This is a genomic window from Acinetobacter sp. BMW17 (assembly GCF_001592855.1).
GTDB classification, from domain to species: domain Bacteria; phylum Pseudomonadota; class Gammaproteobacteria; order Pseudomonadales; family Moraxellaceae; genus Acinetobacter; species Acinetobacter johnsonii.
Genome location: NZ_LSOD01000047.1, coordinates 15,735 through 31,901, shown reverse-complemented (window position 1 = coordinate 31,901; position 16,167 = coordinate 15,735). Strand labels below are relative to the sequence as shown.

The 16,167-nt window shown below is 41.0% G+C and carries 12 protein-coding genes and 1 pseudogene; 11 read left to right on the top strand and 2 right to left on the bottom strand.

Annotated features, from left to right (window positions below; all coding sequences use genetic code 11):
• Positions 1-12 precede the first annotated feature (12 nt).
• Positions 13-1,182 (top strand): hypothetical protein, encoded by a 1,170-nt coding sequence (locus AXW61_RS14935; protein WP_010115610.1) that lies wholly within the window; start codon positions 13-15, stop codon positions 1,180-1,182.
• 50 nt (positions 1,183-1,232) lie between these two features.
• Positions 1,233-1,355 (top strand): annotated as a pseudogene (locus tag AXW61_RS17850) (integrase); the annotation flags it as partial.
• A 311-nt stretch (positions 1,356-1,666) separates the two neighbouring features.
• On the opposite strand, the gene AXW61_RS14930 reads toward AXW61_RS17850, so the two are convergent.
• A complete protein-coding gene (locus tag AXW61_RS14930; RefSeq protein ID WP_045795896.1) occupies positions 1,667-2,563 on the bottom strand; it encodes a hypothetical protein in 897 nt (298 codons plus the stop codon).
• 463 nt (positions 2,564-3,026) lie between these two features.
• Between AXW61_RS14930 and AXW61_RS14925 the strand changes: the two genes are divergently transcribed.
• The 5 genes from AXW61_RS14925 to AXW61_RS14905 all read left to right on the top strand — a co-directional run bounded on the left by AXW61_RS14925 (position 3,027) and on the right by AXW61_RS14905 (position 7,736).
• Positions 3,027-3,935: an inovirus-type Gp2 protein gene (locus AXW61_RS14925; protein ID WP_010115608.1), complete on the top strand. Its 909-nt coding sequence runs from the start codon at positions 3,027-3,029 to the stop codon at positions 3,933-3,935.
• A gap of 103 nt (positions 3,936-4,038) precedes the next feature.
• Positions 4,039-4,317, top strand: a complete 279-nt coding sequence (locus AXW61_RS14920) for a hypothetical protein (RefSeq protein WP_026057364.1) — start codon at positions 4,039-4,041, stop codon at positions 4,315-4,317.
• Positions 4,318-4,339: 22 nt separating this feature from the next.
• Positions 4,340-5,371 carry a DUF932 domain-containing protein gene (locus tag AXW61_RS14915; protein WP_062034941.1) on the top strand — a complete coding sequence of 344 codons (1,032 nt, stop codon included), beginning with the start codon at positions 4,340-4,342 and terminating at the stop codon, positions 5,369-5,371.
• Positions 5,372-5,546: 175 nt separating this feature from the next.
• Positions 5,547-6,605, top strand: a complete 1,059-nt coding sequence (locus tag AXW61_RS14910) for a lambda-exonuclease family protein (RefSeq protein WP_062034939.1) — start codon at positions 5,547-5,549, stop codon at positions 6,603-6,605.
• 195 nt (positions 6,606-6,800) lie between these two features.
• A complete protein-coding gene (locus AXW61_RS14905) occupies positions 6,801-7,736 on the top strand; it encodes a hypothetical protein (RefSeq protein WP_062034937.1) in 936 nt (311 codons plus the stop codon).
• 55 nt (positions 7,737-7,791) lie between these two features.
• On the opposite strand, the gene AXW61_RS14900 is transcribed toward AXW61_RS14905, so the two are convergent.
• Positions 7,792-8,589: an undecaprenyl-diphosphate phosphatase gene (locus tag AXW61_RS14900; RefSeq protein ID WP_062034935.1), complete on the bottom strand. Its 798-nt coding sequence runs from the start codon at positions 8,587-8,589 to the stop codon at positions 7,792-7,794.
• Between the two features lie 313 nt (positions 8,590-8,902).
• Here AXW61_RS14900 and kdpA point away from each other — a divergent pair, with 313 nt between their 5' ends.
• The 4 genes from kdpA (at position 8,903) to AXW61_RS14880 (ending at position 16,157) form a co-directional block, all read left to right on the top strand.
• Entirely contained in the window at positions 8,903-10,627 is a 1,725-nt protein-coding gene (gene kdpA, locus AXW61_RS14895; protein ID WP_062034933.1) for a potassium-transporting ATPase subunit KdpA, read from the top strand.
• A gap of 11 nt (positions 10,628-10,638) precedes the next feature.
• Positions 10,639-12,681 carry a potassium-transporting ATPase subunit KdpB gene (gene kdpB / locus AXW61_RS14890; RefSeq protein ID WP_010115594.1) on the top strand — a complete coding sequence of 681 codons (2,043 nt, stop codon included), beginning with the start codon at positions 10,639-10,641 and terminating at the stop codon, positions 12,679-12,681.
• A gap of 25 nt (positions 12,682-12,706) precedes the next feature.
• On the top strand, positions 12,707-13,303 hold the full coding sequence (gene kdpC, locus AXW61_RS14885; RefSeq protein WP_010589477.1) for a potassium-transporting ATPase subunit KdpC: 597 nt from the start codon (positions 12,707-12,709) through the stop codon (positions 13,301-13,303).
• 205 nt (positions 13,304-13,508) lie between these two features.
• Entirely contained in the window at positions 13,509-16,157 is a 2,649-nt protein-coding gene (locus AXW61_RS14880; protein ID WP_062034931.1) for a sensor histidine kinase KdpD, read from the top strand.
• Positions 16,158-16,167: the final 10 nt, after the last annotated feature.

Genomic DNA, 16,167 nt, shown 5'->3' with positions numbered 1-16,167 from the left:
GAATACACACTTATGCCAAAACTTAACGATTTTCAAAACAGCACAGTCAGACTATTAGATTATTTATATTTTCATGATGTTGTAGCCATGCAGGGCTTCTCAGAAGAGAAGTCAAGTATATATAGTCAGTTATTAGCAGCTATTGATTTATTGGCTTATCGAAGGTCTGAAGGCGCGTTGATAAGGGAACATTACAAACATTTGTTATTAATAGGAGTAGATTTTGAGTTAACTTTTGGAAAGGGTGAATTAATTAAAGATGATATCTATTTTAAAATGCAAGAAAAATATCGTGCCTACCTAATTCAACAAATAGAGTTATTGGGTTTTCAAATAGAACATTATAAGCAAGATTTAGATGAAGTATTAATCCAAATTCCAATCCAGTCAATTACTAGTGCTGCTGCTTTTAAAATTGTAAGTCAAGTTCTATATTTTGAGTACGATAATATAACTATAGGGGTGCTTAGTAAATTTCTAGATTTTAATTTTTTAACATTAGCTAAATATCAAAAAAAGAATAAAGTCATCAATGAGAGTTTTTTAAATAAACTTTTCTATAGGGCGATGTTATTTCTAGAGTTTGACATTTTTAAAAATAACTTAATTGCAGAGTATTATTCCGAAGATCAGATTGTTAACTTAAATGATTTGGAAGATTATGAAAAAGTAGCAGCTGCCATTAAGGCTAGGGGGAAGGCCAAGTCATTAAAGGGGATTGAATATGATGGATTTTATAAGCTAAAGACTAAGAATGATCTGAAGAAGTTTCTAATAAATATTGAAGAGCGATTAGGACATAATCCCATTTTCTCAGATAGTTCGGCTAATTGGATTGCCTTAATCGGTGCATGGCATTTGATACTTAAGAAAGGTAATAATCTCGATAAACCATTGTTCAAAGAGTCCCCTCAATATATTGTGGACTCGGATATCTCATGTGCCAAGCTCGCAAGAAAAAAATTAGCTGACTTTGGTTTCTCTGTGTCTGAAAAAACTATATTTGACTGCTACGATCGTGTCTATGACATTTACACGCTTATACGTATAACTGTAGAATGCTTGGTTGAAGAAAAAATGTATGGAATGAATGAAAGAGTGTTCATTCATGATTTTTACTATAATCCAAATTCTAATGCATTCTTTAAGAAGCAGTTACAAGCAGCTAAGGCTAAACTTTAAAATATTAGAGCATGCTTATTTATACAGGTTGAATAAACAAACACTATTTGAGAGCGCTATTCAGTCCAGTTGTAAATGATTCGAATCAGTTTAATTCAGATGTCATTGAACGCCAGCTTGCTCATGCGCCAAAGAATAGAATTCGCTCGGCATATAACCGAGCGCAATATTAACCAAGGGGGTCAGTTTTTAAATGCCGTTAGGGGGGCATTTTTACACTACCGAGGCTTTGTTGTATAAATATGTAAGTATCTGATTTAAATAAATTTAACTTTGGATCAAAAAATAATCAAAACTTTTTAAATCATATAGTTATGAAATCTTTGTGCAACAAAGCCGTTTAAAAGTGCTTTAAGCAAAGTGAATATGAGCTTAAATCAATAAAATTTTATTAAGATACCTATTTTCATTAGGTCTGCACGCACAAACCCAATCTTAGTTATATAATGGACTAGATTGGGTGTGACTGGTGGAAAGATTATTTTTACAAATATAGGTTTTCTCCATCGACTGAACAGCATTCTTTGGCATAGGTTTCATTGATGAGTCTTTCGATCATTTGCTCTTCGGTCAGACCATTCTTGAAAGCTAATGTAAGCAACGCTTCTCTAGCTCTTTTAGTTAATGCGTAATAGTGAGGTTTTTTCACCTTTTTCTCCTCACGGTGCTTTTTTTGATACCACGCGTTAGATAATTTTTTTCTTAAAGCATAGTGAATATTTTCATCTTCATAATAGATAATATCAAATATTGAGTTAATTAAAGTCTCATATTCAGATACATGTGATGCATCTCTTCTGTATCTCCTAAATTCTGAGTTTTCATTAATATACTTTTTAGCCCATACAAAAAAATCAGAGCATGATGATTTAAAATGACTGTTGAATTTTGTGTATATTTTGTCAAATCGATAATATATATTTTCAATTGATCTAGAATTTTCATAATAAAAAGGGATTGTATAAGCCAGATAAAGGAGCTGGAAGTATAGATTTTTTATATCTAAAATTAAGCGATCTCCTTCTTTTTCATTCAAGACTTTGCATGCAAATTGTAAGAATCTTTGATTATCTTTAATTTTATTAAAGTCAAAAGAATGTATTGTGATTCTAGATTGAAAATCCTTTAAATCACGTAAAAAATAATAGATATCATCATCACTACTATTATTCATTTCATCAATTATAAATTTACTTATGTTCCTGAGTTTATCTAGGCTGTTCAGTTTTGCGATGTCTTTTTCTATAGCATCGTTACTCTCCCGTATTCTGCGATTGTTATCAATATTTGGGCGATGATAGACAAACAGTGCCCAGATAAGATCTTCATCTCTAAGTTGTGTCAGATATGATTTAAGATTGTCTAGTTCAGAATTGCGCATTTTGTATCCTATTTTTAAAAAGCTTACGTCATACTTTAGGTAATAAAAACAATACTTTCTACTAAGTTTTTCACTCTATTTCCCCTTGTTTTGCACTATATTTTTAAAAGCTTTCTACTAGGGAATAAGGGTGTTATAAATAAAAAATGTTTAGGCAATATAAGTTTTTAATTTAATTTTTTTATAACTAAAATTAGGTAATAAAACGATATAGTCTAAAATTAATTTTATTCCTTAATTCTAGCTTTTAATGAGGGGTAGGGTATTAAAAAATCTTTGTGAAATACGGGAAAATTGTATTTGAGGTTTTATATTTTATTTTGATTTACTGATAATTTGGTTTATTTTAAGCTTTGGTTATTAATCTAATCGTTTATTAGTTAATACCTTGTTAAGAAGTAAAACGTATATATATACTGAATTCCCTATCTCTTATGTAACTATCACACACATAGGTTCAAACATGAGAGCTTCAATTAATCAGGCACAACTTACACTTGATATTGAGAACTTCTTAAAATGTCTAAAAAGAAGAAGTAGGGAATGGGATGAATTCTATTCACAGCTTACTAATCTGTTATTAGACTTTAATGATATTTATGATCCTGATGAGGAATACACAGGTTATCTTAAATTCTTTGTAATTCTGAGATATGACTTACAGAGAATAGATTCCGATTATTTTGATCTTATGGATGAGCTAAAGATAATTGGGTATAGAGAGATGAGAGCGTGGTTTTTAGATTTATCTGAGGATTTTGAAAAAGATTATAAGATGATCGAAAAACAGAAAGATGAAAATAAAATTGAAGTGCAGGAATATTGTGAGTCAATAATTGGTAAATATAGCCGAATATTAGTTGCTCGGGTGGACTTGGGTTATTTACAAGAACATTCTAGTCGCATCAGAGTTGAAGATATTTATAATGATTTGGATATACTGCTTAATCGTATCCAGAATAAGGATGGCATATTTAAACATGTGATCGGGTATATATGGGGAGTGGAGCAAGGCGGTAAAAGTAAAGGTTTTCATTGCCATTTAGCAATCATTTATGATAATGCCTATCGTGATGGAAGCGCGGCATATTGGGGAAATGAAATTATTGAGCTATGGAGGGATATTACTAGAGGTTATGGTCAAGGCTATAATTGCTGGAACCGTGAACGTGTAGCGAAACTTCGAAGAGAGAATAAGCTAGGGATCGGTGTGATTTATCGTCGTGATTCAATCCAAGTGACAAATTTCATTGAGGCAATGGAATACATTGCTGATCATCACAAACGTACTCTTCAATACTTACGTGTAAAGCCAAAAGGACGAAGAGTATTTGGTAAAGGTCAGTTAAGAGCGCAGTATGATAGACGCTAAATGAAAATAATCTCAGATATACATTATCTAGATGAAAACGAGTTTTTTAACTTTGCAAGGCTTGCCCATCGGTGAGCTTTTGTCATTTCTAGAGGTATATATTATGAGTTTAAATTGTCCTTATTGCTTATCGGATCAAGTCATTCAGGTGGTTAATCAGCAGGTGAATGGTTCTGATTCTACAGGTCTAGCAGCATCAGCTTCGTTCGCAACGATTGGTGCGTCCATTTCAAAGGGTTTACCGTTGCCTGTATCACCACTGCTTGGCGGGCTTGCAGGTGCGGTCATTGGTGGTCTATTTAGCAGTATGTTTGATGAGCCGAAAAAGCCGATCACGCTGACGTATTACCATTGCAATCACTGTCAGCAAAACTTTCGTTGAATCATCATAGGAGATAAGAACGATGGCACATCAAATCGAACAAATCGCCTATGTGGGCGAAACCCCTTGGCATGGTCTCGGTAATCAGCTGAGTCCGAATCAACCACTGGAAGTCTGGGCACAGCAAGCCGGGATGGACTGGCGGATTGAATCGTCGAACGTCAGCTATATGGCACAGAATGAGCGTGGTCAGAGCATTATCATGCCATTTGAAGAACAGCGAGTGTTGTATCGTTCAGATACCCATGCACCTTTATCTGTAGTCAGTCAGCGTTATCAGGAAGTTCAGCCTAAAGAGATTCTAGAGTTCTACCGGGATCTGACTGAGCAATCTGGCTTTGAGTTAGAAACCGCAGGGGTTTTGAAAGGTGGGAAGAAGTTCTGGGCTTTGGCACGTACCGGGCAAAGTACCGCGTTAAAGTCTAAGGATGTCAGTAATGGTTATATCCTGCTGGCTACTGCGTGTGATGGCACCTTGGCAACGACAGCACAGTTCACAAGTATCCGAGTAGTCTGTAACAACACTTTAGCCATTGCTCTACGTGGGCAGAGCAGTAGTGCTGGTGTAGTGAAAGTTCCACATAGCACCAAGTTTGATGCAGAGAAAGTGAAGCAGCAATTGGGTATTTCAGTTCGTGCCTGGGATGAGCACATGTATGAAATGAAACAACTCACACAGCGTAAGGTGAGTCAGCAGGAAGCCAAAGCCTACTTTGATGCCGTATTCAACAACAGCACCATGTCAATTTCCGATCCTGAAGAAAACATCATTCAGTTCTATCGTAATGTCGCGCAGCAAGCTCAAGAGAAAAAGCCTGAACCAAATGGTCGTGCCATGAATAAAGCTTTGGACATGTTCAATGGGCAAGGACGTGGTGCTGAATTGTCATCAGCTAAAGATACAGCTTATGGCTTACTGTGTTCGATCACAGAATTTGTGGATCATGAACGACGTGCCATGAGTACAGATCACCGTCTTGATTCAGCTTGGTTCGGTGCAGGTGCGGGTGTGAAACAACGAGGATTGGAGCAAGCGCTTGCTTTGATCGCCTGAAATTAACTTACTCACTTCTGTCGAAATCAATTCACCCCAAACAAATGCTAGTCATAGCACTCATGTAACCCCTATCAATTAAAACAGCAAACAAATCGCCATACCCGACCTCGTGTCGGGTATGGCTTTTTTATGCATTTCTTTTACAGAGATCAGAATTTATAAGGATAATTTCATGAATCAAATTGTATCTATTTCCCATCAGCCTACGACTGTAGGATCAAAGATCGTAGTCAATCCAACCGTCACCACCAAACGCTCAACAGTAGCCAAGCGATTGGTCAACACCAAAGATATGGCGTATCAAGATTGGCTCGAAGTTCGTAAACAAGGTATCGGTAGCAGTGATGCCGCGACTGCCTGTGGTCTCAATCCCTATATGTCGATGCTGGAACTCTGGCTAATCAAAACTGGACGACAGACTCAATCCATTGAAGATGAAAGTTCAGGTATAGCACCTCTGTATTGGGGCAAACAGCTCGAACCTTTAGTGGCTGAGTATTACAGCATGCACACCAATAATAAAGTTCGTCGAGTCAATGCTGTATTACAGCATCCTGATCCCGATAAACACTTTATGTTAGCCAATCTGGATTACAGCGTAGTCGGCAGTGATGAAGTCCAAATTTTGGAATGCAAAACAGCAGGTGAGCATGGAGCAAAATTGTGGCGTGATGGTGTGCCTTTATATGTGCTTTGTCAGGTACAACATCAACTGGCGGTGACTGGTAAACAGGCAGCGCATGTTTGTGTCTTGATCTGTGGGCATGAAACCAAGATCTTCAAAGTGACACGATCAGAATCCGTGATTGAGCATATTGTTCAAGCAGAACGATATTTCTGGGAATGCGTGGAAAAGGATACACCACCATCCGTGGATGCAAGTGAATCCGCAGCTAAAGCGATTCAACAACTCTATCCAGCACATGTGCCTTTAACCGTAGAGGATCTCTCGCAAAATGAAAATGCCAATTTGATGTTCGACCAGCTCATCAAAATGAAGGAAGAGATTCAGCATCAGCAGGAGCGCTTTGACCAGCTTAAACATGAAATCCAGATGATGATGCAAGACAAGGAAAGGGCAGTCTTTGCAAATGGCTCAGTAGTCTGGAAGAAAGCCAAGGACTCTATCAGCCTCAATACCAAAGCATTGCTTCAGCACCAGCCTGAACTCATCGAGCTTTATCCACTTGAAAAGCAGGGCAGTCGTCGATTCAACATCTATACCGACTAAGCCCTATCTACAGCACCAAATCAAAAATTCACAAAAATCGCTCCCCGCTCTCTACCCTTCGGTAGAGAGCAAATCGGTCGCGATCTCTGTAGCACTTTATCTGGCTCTACATTCTTTGGGTAACTTATTTGGTCCTTGTTCCGACCTACATACATAGACCCAAATTTGTAACGTAATACATTAAGGAATATCAACATGATTAAAGGTTTAGCAATTACTCCTCCAATACTCGGACGGATCAGTATCGGTCGGATGATCGAGAAGAATGGCAAACGCCTACCGGAAAAGGATGACCAGTTCACCATTACTTCCCAGATTCAAAGCAAAGAAGGCTGGGTTAAACATCCACTGGATGATCAGCTGCGAGCGAATGCTCCGAATCAGAAGCTACGTTCAATCCCTGTCAGAATGATCTTTAATGATCCTGATTTAAACCTGCGTGCAGAATACAGCCTGTTTGACCGACAGACTGGAAGACCTGTCTGTGTCGGTAATGGAGAAACCTGCCAACGTTTAACCAATCAAGGCGTGGAGCAACTTCCCTGTCCATCCCCTGATTTATGTCCATTGGCTCAAGGAGGGAACTGCAAGCCCTATGGTCGTTTGCATGTGAACTTAGATGAATCGGATGAGTTTGGCACCTTCATCTTTAGAACTACAGGCTTTAACAGTATCCGTACTTTGGCTGCACGGCTGAGTTATTACCATGCGGCATCAAATGGTTTGCTGTCTTGCCTGCCGTTGCAACTCATTTTAAGAGGTAAGAGTACGACACAAAGCTATCGTCAGCCGGTGTATTACGTGGATCTAACTTTAAGGGAGGGGATTAGCTTGAATGAAGCCATTATTCAGGCAAAGCAAATTGATGAGCAGAGTAAGCAGGCTGGGTTTTATCAGGAGGCTTTGGACTTTACGGCAAGGAAGGGTTTTGGGAATGGAAGGATGGACGTAGACATGGAGGAAGGCTTGGAGGTAGTTAAGGAGTTTGATATAGATGAACTTATTGAATCTGAACCCCTGCAAACTAGAACCAAAAAGGGATCTAAATCAGGGCCTAAGTTCCATCAGGGAGAGGGTGTTGTACAAGAGATTCAGAAAAGCTTGCAGCAGAATGTACGGGTTGTAAATTAAAAAAACTTAAAGAGAACAGCGAGTTCTCTTTAATTTATTTATTTTTTTGCTTGTATTAAAAAATAAATAAGATGATTGAACCTAATACCAAACGATACCAAGCAAAAACTTTTAAAGTATGTTTTTCTACAAATTTAACCATGGCTTTTACCACAAGCAAAGCTGCGATGAATGCGGTTACAAAGCCTATGGAAATATTCAATAAATTTTCTGAAGTTAAAACATCAACGTTGCGAAATATGTCATAAGTAGCGGCACCAAGCATTGTTGGTATGGCAAGGAAAAAAGAAAATTCAGTAGCTGCTTTACGTGATAAACCCGCCAACATCCCCCCAATAATGGTTGCACCAGACCGTGAAGTCCCTGGAATCATCGCAAGACATTGAACCAAACCAATAACAATGGCCTGTTTGAATCCAATATTGGTTGCCTCAATGGTTTGGACTTTAAAATTTTTAGCTTCTACAGCAAAAATTAACAGTGCACCAATAATCAGTGCAGATGCAACAACCGAAGGACTGAATAAAACTTGTTTAATAAAATCAACAGCTATAACTCCGATCACTACTGCAGGAATAAATGCAATGAAGACATTTATCGCAAAACGTCTCGCATGGTAATCACCTGATATAAAACCATGTAGTAGATTAATAATTTTTTTACGGTAGAGCCAACAAACGGCTAAGATTGCGCCCAGTTGAATGACAACTTCAAAGACACGGCCTGAGTCTGAATGAAAATCAATTAAATGGCCAAATAAAATTAAATGACCAGTACTGGAAATGGGTAAAAACTCCGTTAAACCTTCTATAAAACCTAAAAATAAGGCTTTAAGTACTGAAATTATATCCATAAATAAAGTGAGTCACAGAATAATAATAGCCATCACTTTTAAGATATTTTTCTGCATTTATAAATTCACTGAGCCAAATTTTTACGCTTTCTTTACGCGGCATCCAAAGTTATGGATAGAGACTTTACGGTTTTATTTTTCATACTAGATAGTGGAATATCCCAATGCTTAGGATGAAAAACATGAGTGCGGTCATTCACGCGCATCAGCAGGTACAGCATCAAAAAAATTGCGTTGTACAAAACAATCAAAATATATCTTATTTCAACTTCTTTAAGCAGATTTCAGCTCTGAAACATAGGAGTGAAATGCCATGTTAGAGTTTGCTTTGCTTTTAGGCATCGTCTTTGTTCTGGCTTATCCCTTGGGTAAATACCTCGCAGCAATTATGCACAACCGCGATATGAAAATTGATCCTCTATTCAATTGGATTGAAAAGCCCATTTACGCGGTTTTAGGAATCAATCCCAAACGGGGGATGAATGTCAAAACCTATTCATTCAATTTTGTCATGAGCTGTGCAGTGATCGGTTTGGTGACTTGGACTCTATTTATGGTTCAAGCTAGCCTGCCGTTGAACCCAAACCATGCACCGAATATGTCATGGGATTTGGCGCTGCATACCATGATTTCGTTTCTGACCAACACCAACCAGCAGCACTATTCAGGACAGGCGCAACTGTCATATTTATCGCAAATGGTCGGCATTGTCGGCTTGCAGATCATCACGCCGATGATGGGCCTGGCGATGGTGGTGGCTACAGTTCGAGCACTGTTCTACAAACAATCCAATGCACTTTCTGAAACCGATCAACAGACCAGCTTTAAGCATAAAGTGCAGCAAATTAATGTCGGCAACTATTGGGCCGATGTGATTCGTCCGACGTTCCGCTTTCTGATTCCTTTATGCATGGTTTGGTCATTATTGCTCACTGGCCAAGGCGTACCATCGACTTTTCAAGGCGGCCCAGAAGTTCAAGTCATCGACCAAAGCAGCGAATTAACAACGCAAAAAATACCTTTAGGCCCTGTTGCGCCCATGGTAGCAATTAAGCAATTGGGCAGTAATGGTGGTGGCTGGTATGGTCCGAACAGCAGTGTACCTTTGGAAAATCCGACACCATTGTCAAACTTTCTGGAAATGCTTGCGATTTTACTGATCCCTGTTTCGGTGATTTTTATGCTGGGCTTTTTCACCAAACGCGCCAAATTCGCAGGCTTGGTCTTTGCTTCAATGCTGCTGATGTCGATCATTTCTGCGACTAGCGCTATCTGGTCAGAAAGCCTTTCATCGAATTCGACATTGCTTTCCGCCATGGAAGGTAAAGAAGTGCGTTTTGGCGAGGCATCATCTGCTTTGTGGTCAGCGGTCACCACCCAAGTCAATAACGGCTCAGTGGATATGATGCATGATTCATCTGCACCGCTCACAGGTATGGTGCAATTGTCCAATATGCTGATCAATGCCATTTGGGGCGGAATAGGCTGCGGTTTGCAGCAATTCATAATTTATCTGTTTTTAGCGGTCTTTATTGCAGGCTTAATGACCGGCCGAACCCCAGAATTGTTTGGCCGCAAAATTGAAGCCGGTGAAATCAAGCTGCTCGCTGTTGTGATTTTGATCCAACCCATCGTCATTCTTGGTTTAACCGCAATAACTGTATTTTTCCCTGAATTGACGGGCAACAGTAATCCGCAATACCACGGCATTTCTCAAGTTCTGTACGAATATGTGTCTGCATTTGCCAACAATGGCTCAGGCTTTGAAGGGCTATCAGACAATACCGTGTGGTGGAATGTCACATGCGGTATTGCTTTATTGCTCGGCCGTTTCCCGACATTAATTATTCCTTTAATCATCGCTACACGTTTAGCTGCCAAACGCCAAGCACCTGAAAGCAGCGGCAGTTTAAAAGTCGAAACGCCAACATTCGCACTGACTTTAATTGCCATTGTGGTGATGTTGACCTTATTGCAATTTATGCCAGTCCTGGTCTTGGGGCCAATTGCTGATCATCTGTTATTGGTTCAAGGTTAAGGGTGAGTACAATGAATCATTCAAAACAAACTGTTCAAACACAGCAAAACACTATCGCTTCAACCTTATTTCAAGCTGAATCATGGAAAAATGCCTTTATTAAACTGCTACCGCAGCATGTGATTAAAAATCCGGTGATGGCCATCGTTTGGCTTGGGACGCTGATTACACTGGTTAGTACAATTTTGGGGCAAGCCAGTCTGGTTTTTGGCTTATTGGTGACATTGATTTTATTTGTGACTGTTCTCTTTGCCAATTATGCTGAAGCCCTTGCCGAAGCTAAAGGCCGCGGACAGGCGTCATCCCTGCGTCAAGCGCGTCAAAATTTGACGGCGCGCCGGATCCATTCTAAAGATGATATGGATGGGGTGCAGATTTCAGCGGCTGAATTGAAAATGCATGACTTGATTGAAGTGCGTGCAGGGGAATTCATTCCCGCAGATGGTGAGATCATTCAAGGCTTTGCTACGATCAATGAAGCTGCTGTAACAGGTGAATCTGCGCCGGTACTGCGTGAAGCGGGCACGGATAAATCAGGGGTGATTGGGGGAACCAAAGTCTTAACCGACCGGATTATCGTTCAAGTGACGGCAGAGGCGGGAAATAGTTTCCTTGATCGAATGATTGCTTTGGTCGAAGGCTCAAACCGTCAAAAAACACCGAATGAAATAGCTTTAGGTATTTTACTGACCGTGATGACTGTGACTTTTATCATCGTCGTGGTCAGCCTGCCGTTGATTGGACATTTCCTGCATATTGAAATCAGCCCGATTTTATTGGTGGCGCTATTGGTCTGCTTGATTCCAACCACCATCGGCGGCTTATTGCCAGCTATTGGAATTGCAGGGATGAACAGAGCGCTCAAAGCCAATGTGATTGCCAAATCAGGCAAGGCGGTTGAAGTTGCAGGCGATATAGATGTTTTACTACTCGATAAAACCGGAACTATTACTTACGGTGACCGTCAGGCGACTGCTTTTTATCCCTTAACAGGAGTGACGGAGTCTGAACTTCGCCAAGCGGCGGTACTGACTTCTTTGGCCGATCCAACGCCAGAAGGTAAATCGGTGGTTGCTTTGGCCAAAGAGCAAGGTGAAAGAGTGGCCGAGCCTGAACAGGCTGAGTTTATCGCTTTTAATGCGTCCACACGCATTTCAGGCCTTAACTTGGCGGATGGTCATCAAGTGCGTAAAGGCGCTATGGATGCCATTCTTAAATTCGCTTCGCAAAACCTTGAAAATCATGCCGAACTGAAAGCGCGCGTAGAACAAATAGCTTCAAAAGGGGCAACGCCGCTGGTCGTGGCTAAAGATCAGAATTTGTTGGGTGTCATTGAACTATCAGACGTGATTAAGCAAGGCATTAAAGAAAAATTTGCGCGCTTACGTGAAATGGGCATTAAAACTGTGATGGTGACCGGAGATAATCCGCTCACAGCAGCGGCCATCGCAGCAGAGGCTGGTGTGGATGATTATATCGCTGAAGCGAAACCAGAAGATAAACTCACATGCATTCGAACCGAGCAAAACAAAGGACATTTGGTAGCGATGGTCGGTGACGGTACTAATGATGCACCGGCGTTGGCCCAAGCAGATATTGGCTTAGCCATGAACTCGGGAACGCAAGCAGCCAAAGAAGCAGGCAATATGGTGGATTTAGATTCTGATCCAACCAAATTGCTATCTGTGGTTGAAATAGGCAAACAGCAACTGATTACTCGCGGTGCATTAACCACCTTTTCCTTGGCGAATGATGTATCAAAGTATTTTGCAATTTTGCCGGCATTATTCGTCGCGGCAATTCCGCAAATGCATGTGTTAAATGTCATGCAACTAGGCAGTTCTGAAAGTGCCATCCTGTCTGCGCTGATCTTTAATGCGATCATTATTCCTCTGCTGATTCCAATTGCACTGCGCGGTGTGAAATTCAAACCTTCGACATCTACCCAATTATTGCGCCGCAACATGCTGATTTATGGTGTGGGCGGGGTGCTGCTACCGTTTATTGCCATTAAAGCGATTGATCTGCTGATCAGTCCAATCTTGGCCCTATAAATTTTTTGAGGATGACAAAGTGAATATGCAAAATCATCAATTGGCAGACTCATCATGGGGTGAGAAACTGCGCGCTTCGTTTGGAATGACCATCATTGCTCTAGGCTTATGCGGCTTTGTATATAGTGCTGCTGCAACCAGCTTAGGACAAATGCTCTTTCCAAAACAAGCCAACGGCAGCTTGATTGTCGAAAATAATCAAGTGATCGGTTCACGCTTAGTGGCACAGCCTTTTGCCCAAGTTCAATATTTCCATCCGCGTCCATCTGCCGCAAATTATGATCCTATGGCGATGGCCGGAAGCAACATGGCGAGAACCAATCCTGAACTGCAGAAAGCCATAGAGGAACGGCTGAATCGAATCGCAGCGAAGGAACAGATTGAAAAATCTAAAATTCCTGCGGATCTGGTCACCGCTTCAGGCAGCGGCATCGACCCTGAAATTAGCGTGCAATCAGCCATGATTCAAGTGAAGCGGATTGCCCATGCACGGCATATGCCTGAACAGAATATCGAAAAACTGATTCAGTCGCATACGGTTCAGCCGATTTTTGGGATTTTAGGGCAGGCACGTGTCAATGTGCTTGAATTGAATTTGGCTTTGGATCGGGGCGGGAAGTGATATGAATGGCTTGATGATTAAAATATAGTGATTGAAAGCTATTGAATAATCTGAATTAAGTTATATACGATTGTTGGGCGAGGGGATGTTCTATACCTCCGCCCAACGGTGGCATCCATATTGCCCAGCAATAGCCAAGCTGACTTTAGACGCATTTAAATGAATTTAAAAACATCTTTTAAAGCAATAAATAAAGATTACTTCTATGACTGATCCACGAACCAATAAAGCCGATGTTTTGCTGCAACATACACAGCGTTATCAGTCTGGGCGGCTGACGATTTTTTTAGGCGCAGCTCCGGGCGTGGGAAAGACCTTTGCCATGCTGGTTCGTGCGCATGAACTGGCGCTGCAGGGTATTAATATCGTCATTGGCTATGTAGAAACGCATGGCCGTAGAGAAACTGAAAATTTAATTTCTGGTTTAGATATAATTCCGCGCAAGGCTATTGAATATCAAGGGCAGCATCTGGAGGAAATGAATCTAGATGCCGTTTTGGATAAAAAGCCCAGTATTGTTTTGGTGGATGAATTTGCCCACACTAATATGCCCGGCAGCCGTCATGAAAAACGCTGGCAAGACATCAATGAATTATTAGATGCTGGTATTGATGTTTTTACCACCATGAACATTCAGCATTTGGAAAGTTTGAATGATGTGGTATATCAAATCACTGGGATTCGTGTCACTGAAACCGTGCCAGACCGGGTGTTCGAACGGATTAGAGATATCCGCTTAATTGATTTGCCTGTGAATGAGCTGTTGGAGCGCTTAAACCAAGGGAAGGTTTATGTGCCTGAGCAGGCGGAACAGGCCTTACAGCGATTTTTCAACAGCTCCAACTTAACGGCACTGCGTGAACTGGCAATGCAAACCGTTGCCAATTATGTTGATAATGATGTACGCGAAAATTTCGCCATTCAAGGGCTTGCTCAAATCCCCTTAAAAAATCATGTCTTAATTATGATTGATGGCAAAGGGCATTCTGAAGCTTTAGTTCGGACTGGATGCCGTATTGCCGAGCATCGTGCGGCAAACTGGACGGTTGTTGCTTTTTCTCATGATACGCAAATCATGAATAAACAGGAAAACTCGCAAAGCCGTGAAATAGAACGGGCTTTAAACTTAACGCGTCAAATGGGCGGAATGACAGAAGTCCTTTACGGCCAGCAACATGCTAAAACTTTATTTGATTATGTGATGGACCGCGGCATTTCAACCTTAGTTTTAGCGCAAGCGGCTCCGCAAAAGTTTTCGCTGAATTTAAGGCTCAATTTGATTGATCAATTACTGCAATACCGGCCCAGTTTTGAACTCAGTATTGTGCCGATTATTGCAGAGAATAAGCATCTGTCCTTTTTCACTCAAAGGGCATTCTTGTCGCTGAGAGAAATACAGTACGTACTAGCCACCACGGTCATCAGCATTGTGATTGCAAGCTTAGGGGAAAAGTATTTAGGGATTGAAGATCTTTCGGTGATTTTTATCACCGCTGTGGTTTTTGTGGCATCAAAAACACGGATGCTGGCTGCAGCTTTTTCAGCCATCCTATTCTTTCTAGCTTATAATTTTTTCTTTATTTCCCCGCAATTTACATTTCAGATTTCTGCACATCAGGGGATTGTCACCGTGATTGCATTTTTGGGCGCGGCTTTAATTTCGAGCCGATTAGCGTCACGTTTGAAAGAACAGGTGACTGCACTCAAAACGGCGAACAGTTATAACAGTATTATGCAGGATTTAGGGCAGAAGCTGTCCACAGCATTAGATTTGGCACAAATCAAGGAGATTGCTGAACATAGCCTGCGTAAAAATCTCAATGCAGATGTCTGGCTGTATTTCCCAGATACTGCAGCAACTCAAGCATCATCCACTATCATGAGTAATAAAGAAAAAATTTCAGCCGATTGGACATTCAAAAACCATCAACCGTCCGGTCGCTTTACCCAAACCTTGACGGAAAATGAGTGGTGGTTTTTGCCCTTATTGGCTTCCAAGCAATGCTTAGGCGTGGTGGGGTTGAAACTTAAAGATGTGCAAGCAGTAATCAATACGGAGCAAAAACAGCTCGCTGAACTCATGGTAGAGTATCTTGCGCAGGCGATTTTCCGCACCCAGCTGACCAAGGCTTTGGAAATAGCCAATGTGAATTCTGAAACGGAAAAATTGCGCTCGGCATTATTATCATCCGTATCGCACGATTTACGCTCGCCTTTGGCGTCGATGATTGGAGCAGCGGATACTTTGAGCACTTACCGCCATTCCATGAATGAAAATGATCAGGACAGCTTGCTGGAAGCGATTCATTTAGAGGGGGAACGTTTAGACCGCTATATTCAAAACCTACTGGATATGACCCGTTTAGGCCATGAAGGCTTAAGCTTGAAGCGGGACTGGATTGGAGTTGATGAACTGATCGGTTCAGCAGTGCGCCGTTTAAACCGTTATATGCCAGATGCATTGGTTGAAGTGCATGCGCCTCAAGAATCTTTGAGTTTATTTGTACATGCCGCCTTGATTGAACAGGCCATTTTTAATGTGCTGGAAAATGCCGTAAAATTTTCACCAGAGAATAAAGCTGTGATGATTGAGGTGCAGCAGGTGAATGAAAATGAGATCGAAATTGCCATAACTGATAAGGGGCAGGGTATCCCGGAAGGTGAGCGGGAACGCATTTTTGACATGTTTTATACCATGCAGCGCGGTGACCGCGGGCAATATGGTACAGGCTTGGGCTTGACGATTGTGAAAGCGATTGTGGGTGCGCATATGGGGAAAATCATGGCATCATCAGGCAAGAACAATCAAGGAACATGTATCCGCATACAGCTTCCTATTCAGCAAATTACTTAAAGCATCTAGC